The sequence below is a fragment of the Streptomyces sp. NPDC059003 genome (assembly GCF_042740445.1).
Lineage (GTDB): Bacteria > Actinomycetota > Actinomycetes > Streptomycetales > Streptomycetaceae > Streptomyces.
Window position 1 is genome coordinate 18,196 of the sequence record NZ_JBHYJH010000126.1, and the last position, 11,152, is coordinate 29,347.

Annotated in this window: 8 protein-coding genes; 4 read left to right on the forward strand and 4 right to left on the reverse strand. The window is 73.9% G+C overall.

Going from position 1 to position 11,152, the window contains the following annotated elements; genetic code table 11:
• Positions 1 to 17: 17 nt before the first annotated feature.
• The 4 genes from ACFWZ5_RS32980 to ACFWZ5_RS32995 all read right to left on the reverse strand — a co-directional run bounded on the left by ACFWZ5_RS32980 (position 18) and on the right by ACFWZ5_RS32995 (position 5,521).
• The gene (locus ACFWZ5_RS32980) at positions 18 to 2,663 is read right to left on the reverse strand and encodes an ATP-binding protein (RefSeq protein ID WP_384793426.1); all 2,646 of its coding nucleotides are present in this window, start codon (positions 2,661 to 2,663) and stop codon (positions 18 to 20) included.
• A gap of 160 nt (positions 2,664 to 2,823) precedes the next feature.
• Positions 2,824 to 3,981, reverse strand: a complete 1,158-nt coding sequence (locus ACFWZ5_RS32985) for an acetyl-CoA C-acetyltransferase (protein ID WP_384793429.1) — start codon at positions 3,979 to 3,981, stop codon at positions 2,824 to 2,826.
• 61 nt (positions 3,982 to 4,042) lie between these two features.
• Positions 4,043 to 4,663 carry a TetR/AcrR family transcriptional regulator gene (locus ACFWZ5_RS32990; protein WP_384793453.1) on the reverse strand — a complete coding sequence of 207 codons (621 nt, stop codon included), beginning with the start codon at positions 4,661 to 4,663 and terminating at the stop codon, positions 4,043 to 4,045.
• Between the two features lie 75 nt (positions 4,664 to 4,738).
• Complete coding sequence (locus tag ACFWZ5_RS32995; protein ID WP_384793432.1) at positions 4,739 to 5,521, reverse strand: SDR family oxidoreductase; 783 nt, start codon at positions 5,519 to 5,521, stop codon at positions 4,739 to 4,741.
• 180 nt (positions 5,522 to 5,701) lie between these two features.
• Here ACFWZ5_RS32995 and ACFWZ5_RS33000 point away from each other — a divergent pair, with 180 nt between their 5' ends.
• The 4 genes from ACFWZ5_RS33000 to ACFWZ5_RS33015 all read left to right on the forward strand — a co-directional run.
• A complete protein-coding gene (locus ACFWZ5_RS33000) occupies positions 5,702 to 6,895 on the forward strand; it encodes an acyl-CoA dehydrogenase family protein (protein WP_384793435.1) in 1,194 nt (397 codons plus the stop codon).
• A complete protein-coding gene (locus ACFWZ5_RS33005; RefSeq protein WP_384793438.1) occupies positions 6,895 to 7,890 on the forward strand; it encodes an acyl-CoA dehydrogenase family protein in 996 nt (331 codons plus the stop codon). The genes ACFWZ5_RS33000 and ACFWZ5_RS33005 overlap by 1 nt, the downstream gene beginning before the upstream one ends.
• A gap of 263 nt (positions 7,891 to 8,153) precedes the next feature.
• A complete protein-coding gene (locus ACFWZ5_RS33010; protein ID WP_384793441.1) occupies positions 8,154 to 9,338 on the forward strand; it encodes an anhydro-N-acetylmuramic acid kinase in 1,185 nt (394 codons plus the stop codon).
• A gap of 823 nt (positions 9,339 to 10,161) precedes the next feature.
• Positions 10,162 to 11,152: DUF2510 domain-containing protein (locus tag ACFWZ5_RS33015; RefSeq protein WP_384891647.1), on the forward strand; the 991-nt coding region annotated here is incomplete at its 3' end.

Below are 11,152 nucleotides of genomic sequence, written 5' to 3' on the forward strand. Positions count from 1 at the left end.
ACCCCGGGGCGCAGCCCCTACCCGTCCGCCAGGAACAGCTCAGCCCGGGCGGCCAGCCCATCCGCCCCGCAGGTGCGGGCCAAAGCCAACCCCCGCTCCAACTCCTCCACCCTGCCGGAGGCAATTCCGTACTCGACGCGCGCGACAGCGTGCTCGTACGCACACGGCGAGGCCTCCAGATACGTCACGGCCTTGCCGTACAGCGAGACGGCGCGCTGGCCCGAGGCCAGCGCGGCCTCGCAGCGCACGGCCTCGCCGATCGCGGTGTCCGTGCCGAACCGCTCGGCCTGCACGCGGGCGTCGGCGACGAGGTCGGCGGCGCGCCGCGGGTCCTCGTCGGCCAGGGCCCGCGCGAGGTCGTACGCCCACGGCGCGAGCACCGTGTTGTACTGGCCGCGTGCCGTCAGCGCCTTGGCGGTGGCTTCGAGTTCGTTGAGGCCCTCCTCGGTGTGGCCGAGCGCGAGGAGCAGCCGTCCGCGTACGGACATGGCGTCGGGGACGTAGATCGTGGAGGCGGAGGGCGGCGCGAAGCCGTAGCGGTCGGCGACGGCCTTGGCCTGTTCGGCGTGGCCGCGGGCGAGCAGCGTGTCGATGAGTATGCTGGCCGCCTCCCAGTGCATCGGGAGTCCGCCCGGGCCGACGCGGTCGGCGAGCCGCAGGCTTTCGCGCAGCGACTTCTCGGCTTCCCGGAGGCGTCCGCGCCTGCGGTACACATAGCCGAGGAAGGCGTGGGCGAGCGCGAGGTGGCCGCCGGTCCAGCCCGCCGTCTCGTACGCCCGCACGGCCTCCGTGAACAGGCTCTCGGCGCGGTCGAGCCGGTCCGCGAAGGCGTAGGAGCCGCCGAGCATCAGGCGCAGTTCGAAGCTCCACTCGGCGTCGGTCCAGCCGAGCCCGGGCGCGAGGCGGCCGTTGACCAGGGCGCGGTCGCAGAGCTCGACGACCTCTTCGGCGTTCTCACCGCGGGTCATCGCGTCGAAGGCGCGCAGGATGAGCATCGCGCGCTCGGCGTTGTCGCGTCCGGTCAGGGGTCCCGCGAGCGCGGCCAGGCGCCGGGAGCGGCCGGGTGAGTCCTCCTCGCCCGCGTGGATGCCCTCCCACATGAAGTGCACGGCCTGCAGGCGCAGGCGTGCGGGGCCCGGCTCCAGGCGCCGGGCCTCCTCGGCGATGGCGTGCAGTCCCTCGCCGAGCTGGTCGTTGTGGACGAGGGCCTGCGACAGCCGGCAGACGGCGTCGACGCGCAGGGCCGGGCTGAGGCCGCCCATCGACAGGGCCTCGCGCAGGTGCCTGATGGTGGTGACGGGTGAGGTGAGCAGCGTCGCGCAGCCCAGTTCGTACAGGACGAGGGCGTGCACGTCGGGCCGGGGCGGCTCGCGCAGGGCCCGCTCCAGGCAGCGCCGGGCCGCGTCGGGCGCGCCGACCGCGAGGTGTTCGGCGGCCGCTTCGCGCAGCTGTCCGACGAGCTCGGGATCGTCGTCGGGGTGGCCTTCGAGCAGGTGCCGGGATGCCGCGGCGGGTCCGCGCCCGGAGCGGGTGACGGCCCAGGCGGCGCGGCCGTGCATGGCGGTGCGGGTGGCCTGCGGGATGGAGTGGTAGACGGCGGTGGCGATCAGTGGGTGCACGAATTCGAGGCCGTCGTCGCCGCCGGTCAGGATGCGGGCGGTGGTGAGGCGGTCCGCGCACCGCTCGGCCTCGTCGCGGGGCATCCCGGCGAGCGAGGCGGCGAGGTCGACGGAGATCGCCGAGCCGAGGATCGCCGCGGCCCAGGCGAACCGCGTCGCGTCGGTGCCGAGCTCCTCCAGGCGGGCGACGAGGCCGCGGCCGCGCGCGGAGCGGTTGAGGGCGCGCAGTTCGGCGGCGGAGCCCTCGACGGGTTCGAGCTCGCTGTCCTGGACCTTGGCGAGGAGCTCGACGGACTCGTACGGGTTGCCGCCGGTGACCGCCCAGACCTCGCGGCAGAACGGGGCGTCCGCGTGCTCGCCGAGGGTGGCGCGGGTCAGGCCCGCGGTGGCGTCGGGTGTGAGGGCGTGCAGCAGGGTGGCGGGGCGGGCCGACGCGCCGATCCGCTGGAGGTGGCGGGCGGCGTCGCCGGTGGCCTCGCCGGGGCGGTGGGCGACCACGACGAGCACGGGCAGGTCGTCGAGCCGCTCGGCGAACGCGGCGAGCCAGTGCAGCGTCTCCTGGTCGGCCCAGTGCGCGTCGTCGACGAGCAGGACGAGCGGCCAGTGCACGCGCGAGAGCCGGGCGACCACGGAGACGAGGCCGTCGCACACGGCCTGCGGGTCGGGCCGGCCGCTGCCGGGTTCCGTGATCCCGAGCGCGGGGCCCGCGATCTCGTGCCAGTCGCCGAGGTACTCGCGGACCTCGTCGGGGCTGAGGGCGACGAGTGCGGGCTGGAGGAGCTGTCGTACGACATTGAAGGGGACGGACGTCACCGTCTCGCCGCCGCGCGCGGACCACACCGTGGCCCGGCCGTCGGCGATGCGGCGCACTTCGGACAGGAGCGCGGTCTTGCCGATGCCGGCCTCGCCGCTGAAGACGAGCAGTCCGCCTTCGGTCGTCATGTCCGAGCACAGAGCGGCCACGGCACGCTCGGCCGCGGCGATCTCTTCGTCGCGCTCCCACAGTGGGGCCCAGGCGCCACCTCCGGGCCGTCCCTGCGTCATCGCGCTACCTCCCGGGGTCGCTCAATCGACGTACAGAACTTGAGACTAGCCGGGTCGGCGCCGTGGCGTTGCGCGGTCCGGCAAGGCACTCCCGCAAGGGGTGACAGGTTGTCATATGCCAGGCCGCCCGCGCGTGCCGCCGCGTTGTCCTGGTGGGAGCTCAGAGGCGTTCGATCACCGTGACGTTGGCCTGGCCGCCGCCTTCGCACATCGTCTGGAGGCCGAACCGGCCGCCGGTGCGCTCCAGTTCGTGCAGGAGCGTCGTCATCAGCTTGACTCCGGTCGCGCCGAGGGGATGACCGAGGGCGATCGCCCCGCCGTTGACGTTGACCTTGTCCGGGTCGGCGCCCGTCTCCTCGATCCAGGCGAGGACGACCGGCGCGAACGCCTCGTTGATCTCGACGAGGTCGATGTCGGCCAGGGTCAGGCCGGTCTTCTTCAGGGCGTGGGCCGTGGCCGGTATGGGGGCGGTGAGCATCCGGATGGGGTCCTCGCCGCGCACGGAGAGGTGGTGGACGCGGGCGCGGGGCGTCAACCCGTGGTCCCGCACGGCCCGTTCACCGGCGACGAGGAGGGCGGCGGCGCCGTCCGAGACCTGGGACGAGCAGGCGGCGGTGACGGTGCCGCCGTCCATGACGGGCTTGAGGCCCGCCATCTTCTCCAACGTCGTGTCGCGGCGCGGCCCTTCGTCCGTGGTGACGTCTCCGTAGGCGACGATTTCGCGGTCGAAGCGGCCTTCGTCGACGGCGCGCAGCGCCCGCTGGTGGGAGCGGAGCGCGAACTCCTCCATGTCCCGGCGGGAGATGCCCCACCGGGCCGCGATGAGCTCGGCACCGTGGAACTGGTTGACGGGCCGCTCCCCGTACCGGGCGCGCCAGCCGGTGCTGCCCGCGAAGGGCCCGTCGGTGAGGCCGAGCGGCACGGCGGCCTGGCGGGACGCGAAGGCGATGGGGATCATCGACATGTTCTGGGTGCCGCCCGCGACCACGAGGTCCTGGGTGCCGGAGAGGACCGCCTGGGCGGCGAAGTGCACGGCCTGCTGGGAGGAGCCGCACTGCCGGTCGACCGTCACGCCGGGCACGTCCTCGGGCAGTCCGGCGGCGAGCCAGCTGGTGCGGGCGATGTCCCCGGCCTGCGGGCCGACCGTGTCGAGGCAGCCGAAGACGACGTCGTCGACGGCGGCCGGGTCGACGCCGCTGCGCTCGACGAGCGCCGTCAGGACGTGGGCGCCGAGGTCGGCGGGGTGGACGGCGGCGAGGCCGCCGCCCCGCTTCCCGACCGGAGTGCGGACCGCCTCGACGATGTAGGCCTCGGCCATGGCTGTGTGCTCCTCACGTGACGGGCGGCGCCTGACGGCGGCGCGGCTGTGCGTACCGGCCTTACGTACGTACGGAGATGCCGTCCAGGACCATCGACAGGTACTGCCGGGCGATCTCTTCGGGGCTGTGGCCGCCGCCCGGCCGGTACCAGGACGCGGCGACCCAGACGGTGTCGCGCACGAAGCGGTAGGCGAGGCGGATGTCCAGGTCGGCGCGGAAGACGCCGTCGGCGACGCCCCGCTCCAGCGTGGAGAGCCAGGCCTTCTCGAAGCGCTGCTGGGACTCCACCAGGTACTCGAAGCGGGTCTGGGCGACCAGGTGCTTGGACTCCTTCTGGTAGATCGCGACGGCCGAGCGGTGCCGGTCGATCTCCCGGAAGGACTCGGTGACAAGGGCCTGAAGGGTCTCGCGGGGGCCGAGCGGCGCCGAGAGCACGGCGTCGTACCCGTCCCACAGCTCCGTCAGGAACGTCCGCAGGATCTCTTCGAGCATCGACTCCTTGGAGTCGAAGTGGTAGTAGAGGCTGCCCGCGAGCATGCCCGCGGCGTCCGCGATCTTGCGGACCGTCGTGGCGTTGTAGCCCTGCTCGGCGAAGACGTCCGCGGCGATCTTGAGCAGCTCGGCGCGGCGCTCGGGCGAGGCGGTCACCGGGGGCTTCTTGAGCGGTTTCCGGGACTGCATCGCGGGCTGTTTCTGGGTCTGCTTCTGGGTCTGCTTCTGGGTCTGCTTCTGGGTCGGCACACGCTCATTCTCCGTCTACGGGTGTCGGCTGCTGACGGAGACCGTCTCGCCCGTCATGTACGAGGAGTAGTCGCTGGCGAGGAAGACGATGACGTTGGCTATCTCCCAGGGCTCCGCGTGCCGTCCGAACGCCTCCCGCGCCGTGAGCTCTTCGAGCAGCTCGGCGGAGGTGACCTTGGCCAGGTGGGGGTGGAGGGCGAGGCTCGGCGCGACCGCGTTGACCCGGATGCCGTGCGGGGCGGCCTCCAGGGCGGCGCAGCGGGTGAGGGCCATGACGCCAGCCTTCGCCGCGGCGTAGTGGGCCTGGCCCGCTTGGGCGCGCCAGCCGAGCACCGAGGCGTTGTTCACGATCACGCCGCCCGCCCCGGTGGCGCGCAGGCCGCGCAGGGCGGCGCGGGTACACCGGAACGTGCCGGTCAGGGTGGTGTCGATGACGCGGTCCCACTGCTCGTCGGTCATGTCCGTGAGCTCGGCCGTGCCCCCGAGCCCCGCGTTGTTCACCACGATGTCGAGGCGGTCGTGGCGCCGCTCGGCCAGGGCGAACAGGCCCCGCACCTGCTCTTCGTCGGTGACGTCGCACACCGTCCCGTCGACCCGGTCCGCCCCGAACTCCGCGGCGAGCGAAGCCACCGCCTCCTTGGTGCGGCGCGGGTGCGCGTCGCCGATGACGACGCGGGCACCCTCTTCCAGAAGGCGGCGGGCGGTGGCGCCGCCGATGCCCGCACCGGCGGCCGCGGTGACGACGGCCGTGCGGCCCGCCAGCAGGCGGTGCCCGCGCACGTACTCCGGCATGCTCATGCGGCCCCCTCTCGAACTCCCCCTCGACGACCGGCCCTTGCCACGGTAATCTACCAAACACTTGTTAGGGAAGACCCGCAAGAGTGAAGACCGAGAAGCGAAGGCCCCCGAGAGGCGAAGGCCAAGAAGCGAAGGCCAAGAAGCGAAGACCGGGGAACGAAGGCCGAGGAGTGAAGGCGCATGGATCTCGACTTCACGGCGGAGGAAGGGGAGTTCAGGCGGGAGGCGCACGCCTGGCTCGCCGCGCACGTGCCGCGCGAGCCGCTGCCGTCCCTGGAGACCGAGGAGGGCTTCGCCGCCCATCGGGCCTGGGAGCGCGAGCTCGCCACGGACCGCTGGTCGGTGGTCAACTGGCCGGTGGAGTACGGGGGCCGCGGCGCCGACCTCGTCAAGTGGCTGCTCTTCGAGGAGGAGTACTACGCGGCGGGCGCGCCGGGACGGGTCTCGCAGAACGGCATCAGCCTCCTCGCGCCGACGCTCCTCGCCCACGGGACGCCGGAGCAGCGCGCCCGGGTCCTGCCCCCCATGGCGCGCGGCGAGGTGATCTGGGCGCAGGCCTGGTCGGAGCCCGACGCCGGGTCCGACCTCGCGTCGCTGCGGTCAAGGGCGCGGCGGGTGCCGGGCGGTTGGCGGCTGAGCGGCCAGAAGACCTGGTCGTCGCGGGCCGCGTTCGCCGACCGCGCGTTCGGCCTGTTCCGCAGCGACCCGGCGGCGGACCGGCCGCACCGGGGCCTGACGTATCTGATGTTCCCGCTCGACGCGGAGGGCGTCACCGTACGGCCCATCGGCCGCCTGGACGGCAAGCCCGCGTTCGCCGAGCTGTTCCTGGACGACGTCTTCGTGCCGGACGAGGACGTGCTCGGGGAGCCGGGCCAGGGCTGGCGGATCGCCATGGCGACGACGGGCGACGAACGCGGTCTGACGCTGCGCTCCCCCGGCCGCTTCCTCGCCACGGCCGACCGCCTGGTGCGCCTGTGGCGCGCGCACGGCGGCCCCCCGGAGGGGGCGGACACGGCCCTGCGCGACCGCGTGGCCGACGCGGTGATCGGTGCCCGTGCGTACCAGCTCTTCACCTGGGCCGGTGTCTCCCGGCTCGCGGAGGGCACAACGGAGGACGGGAGGACGGGCGGGAGTGCGGGCGCGGAGTCCAGCCTCAACAAGGTGTTCTGGTCGGAGTACGACATCGCGGTGCACGAGACGGCGCTCGATCTGCTCGGCGCCGACGGGGAGTTGGCGAGCGACGGCACGGAGGACACCGGCTGGACGGACGGCTATGTCTTCTCCCTCGCCGGACCGATCTACGCCGGGACGAACGAGATCCAGCGCGACATCATCGCCGAGCGGCTGCTCGGACTGCCGAAGGGGCGCCGCTGATGAGGTTCCTCCTGGACGACGAGCAGCGCGCGTTCGCCCGCTCCCTGGACGGCATGCTGACGGCAGCGGACACGCCGGCGGCGGCGCGCGCCTGGGCCGCCGGGGAGCACGCTCCCGGGGCGGCGGTGTGGCGGCGGCTCGCCGCGGCGGGGGTGTTCGCGCTCGCGGCCGGTGCGGAGTACGGGGGCGTGGGCCCGCTCCCGGTCGATCTGGCCGTGTCCTTCGTGGAGTTGGGGCGGCACGCGGTGCCCGGGCCGCTGGTCGAGACGGTGGCGGCCGCGGCGCTCCTCTCCTGCCTCGCCGAGCTCGGCGAGGCGGACCCGGCCAAGCGGCTCCTTCCACCGCTCGTGTCGGGCGAGGCGCGGGCCTCGCTCGTCCTTGCCGACGCGGGGCCGTACGCCCTCGACGCGGACGCGGCGTCGTACGTGCTCGTCGCCGAGGACGGCATCGTGCGGCTCGCCCCCGGGCACGCGCGCGTGCGGGCGTCGCTGGATCCCGCGCGACGGCTCGCCCGGCCGCTGCCCGGCGGCGAGGTGCTCGCGTCCGGGCCCGTCGCGGACGCCGCGGCGCGGCACGCCCTGCGGTGGGCGGCGCTCGCCACGGCGGCGCAGTGCCTGGGCGTCGGGTGCGCGCTGCTCGACCGGACCGTGGCGTACGTGAAGCAGCGGACGCAGTTCGGCGTGCCGGTCGGCTCCTTCCAGGCCGTCAAGCACCGTCTTGCGGACGTGCTGGTGGGGCTCGAGTTCGCGCGGCCGCTGGTGTTCGGCGCGGCGGTGTCCTTGGCGGACGGCTCCTGGGGGGATGTGGCCGCGGCCAAGGTGGCCGCGGGGGACGCCGCGTATCGCTCGGCGCGGGCCGCGCTGCAGTTGCACGGGGCTCTGGGGTACGCGGCGGAGTACGACTTGTCGCTGTGGCTGCTGAAGGCGCGGGTCCTTCGCGGGGCGTGGGGCGGGGCGGGGGTGTGGCGCGACCGCGTCCTGGCGTGGGCGCCTTGAGCGGTTCTCCGCACGGATGGGGGCTTCGCCCCTTTCCCCCTTCGGCGCTCCGCGCCTCGTCCTCACACGCCGGACGGGCTGATATCAGCGGCGCTCGCCTGTGAGCGCCGGGGCGGGCTACCCGCGCGTCCGGCAGGCAGTAAAGGGCGAGTGGGTGGGAAAAGCCCCTCCGGCGATCGGCGGGGTGGCGTGATAGTGGGGGTCGGGCCCGTCGGCCCCGGAGACTCGGTGCCGGGTACACCGCCAGCCAGAAGGAGACCCCCGTGCGCGTTATCGGCCTCATGTCCGGCACCTCCTACGACGCCATCGACGCCGGCGCCGTCGACCTCGCCCTCGACGGCGACCGGCTCGTCCTGACCCCGCTCGGACTCATCAGCCGGGGGTACGACGACGCGGTGCGCACCGCGCTGGCCGCCGCCCTGCCCCCGGCGAGCACCACCATGGCCGACGTGTGCAGGCTCGACACACTGATCGGGCGGGCCTTCGCCGGGGCGGCCGTGGAGGCGAACCGCGATCTGTGCGACGGCGGCGCCGAGTTGGTCGCCTCGCACGGGCAGACCGTCTTCCACTGGGTGGAGGACGGCCGGGTGCACGGCACGCTGCAGATCGGGCAGCCCGCGTGGATCGCCGAGGCCACCGGCCTGCCCGTCGTGTCCGACTTCCGGCCGCGTGACGTCGCGGCCGGCGGCCAGGGCGCGCCCCTGGTGAGCCTGGTCGACCGGCTGTGGCTGCGCGGCAGGCCGGGCTCGCCGGTGGCCCTGAACCTGGGCGGCATCGCCAACATCACCGCTCCGGACGGCACGGCCTTCGACACCGGCCCGGCCAACGCGCTGATCGACGCGGCGGTGCGGGAGCTGACGCCCCAGGGGCGCGCGTCCGGGCTCACGTACGACAGGGACGGCGTGATCGCCGCGCGCGGCACCGTGCACGAGGGCCTGCTCGCCCGGCTCCTCGCCGAGCCGTACTACGCGCTGCCCGCGCCGAAGACGACCGGCAAGGAGCTGTTCCATCTGCCGTATCTGCGCCGGGCCTTGACGGGGTACGAGGACCTGGCCGCCGACGACGTCGTCGCGACGCTCACGCGGCTCACCGCGGCGACGGTCGCGGACGCGGTGCGCGCGGTGAAGGCGAGCGAGGTGATCGCCTCCGGCGGCGGCATCCGGAATCCGACGCTCATGGCCATGCTGCGGGCCGATCTCGGGCCTGCGGTGCCGGTGCGCGGCTCCGACGAGCTGGGCCTGCCGTCGGCGGCGAAGGAGGCGTACGCGTTCGCCGTCCTGGGCTTCCTGACGGCGCACGGCCTCCCCGGCACCGTGCCGGCGAGCACCGGCGCCCGGCACGCGAGCGTGCTCGGGTCGATCACCCCGGGGCGCGCGGGCCTCCGGCTGCCGGGACTAGCGCCCGAGAGCGCGACGGCTCCCACGCGGCTCGTGGTGGACGGACACTGAGCGGCTGACGCGCCGGGGCACGGCCGGGACCCACCGAAGCCGAACACCCCACCGAACGCCCCGACGCCCGGACCCCGGGCATCTCCGACCGTCTCCCGAACACCCCGGCCACACCCCGGTGTCCCCGGTGTCCCCGGTGTCCCCGGTGTCCCCGGGACGCCGGGTACCCCTCGCGACCCCAGTGATCCCGGTGACCCCAGTGATCCCTGTGTTCCCGATGACGCCGATGACGCCGATGACGCCAGATAACCCGGACAACCCGAACACTCCAACCGCCCGCACACCCCGGCCAGCCCGGACACCCTGGCTACCCAGACGCCCTGGCCATCCCGGACGCCCCAGACCCCCCACCCCCCAGTCACCCAGTCACCCAGTCACCCAGTCACCCAGTCACCCAGTCACCCAGTCACCCAGAAACTCTCGTCACTCCGACCGCCCCGCACACCCCGACACCCCGGCACCCCGACACCCCGACACCCCGACCAGCCTGGGCACCCCGGCTATCTCAGACACCCCAGACACCCGGTCACACCAGACACCTGGTCACCTGGTCACCTGGTCACCCGGTCACCCGGTCACCCGGTCGCCCGGTCGCCCGGTCGCAGCCGCTCCGACCACCCCACGCCCCGAACACCCCGAACACCCCGAACACCTCCGCCGCTCCAACACCCCCAAATGCCCCCAACACCCCGGCCACTCCAACGCCCCGAACGACCCGAACGCCCCCACACTCCACCCGACCCCCCACCCCCCACCACGACTTGGCCTGATCCGGCGGACCCCTCTCATCGGGCTTTCAGGCGGTGCCCATACCCTGACGCCCATGACGCACGCGACTCCCCCCGGCTGGTACCCCGACCCCGGGCAGGCACCTGGCGCCCCGCCGTCCGAGCGGTGGTGGGACGGGAACACGTGGACCGACCACGTGCGCGCGCCGGGAGGTGGCGGGTTCCCCACGGTGCCCGCCCAGTTCCCCGCGCAGCCGCCGCAGGCGCCCGGGCCGCGGCGCCGCATACGCACCGCGATCGCCGTCGGCGTGGCACTCGTGGTCGTCGCGGGCATCGGCGGCGGCGTGTACGCGCTGACCGCCGATGACGACGACGGCGGCAGCGACGACGCCAGGCCCCCGGCGTCCTCCGCGCCCGCGAAGCCGGGCCCGGACGGCGGGGACAAGTCTCCGGAGGAGTCCGAGTCGCCCGGCCCGTCCGACGGCCCGGAGCCCGAGGAGGGGTACGCGACCGACACGGCGAGCGGCATCAGCATGCCCGTGCCCGACGGCTGGGAGGGCAAGTCGAGCGGCGTCGGCGCGAGCGTGACGACCGGCAAGTACCCGTGCCCCGGGCAGTCGTCGAAGACCTGTGTCCGCGGCGGCGCGTTCTCGGCACCCGCACGCGCCATGAAGATCACGGCGGACGATCCGGAGGCGGCGGCCAAGGCGGACATCAAGAAGAACGCCGAGGAGTCCTACGGCGGCGCGATCTACGGCGGCAAGCTCGCGTCGCACAAGGAGCTCGCGTCCCGGCCGGTGACCGTCGCCGGGAAGAAGGGCTATCTGGTCCGCTGGAAGGCCGAGACCCGCAAGGGCCCCGACGGGTACGTCCAGTCGCTCGCCTTCACGTCGCCCGCGGACGACATGACGATGGTGCTCGTCCGCTTCGGCATCGACGTCGACGACAAGGCGCCGTCCGTGTCGTACATGGACCAGATCACCAAGGGGATCAAGAAGGCCCGCGGCGGGGGCGGGGGCGGCGGCAACGGCCAGCAGGTCCAGTACCGGCCGGTGGCCACGTACGAACGTACCGACCGCGCAGCAC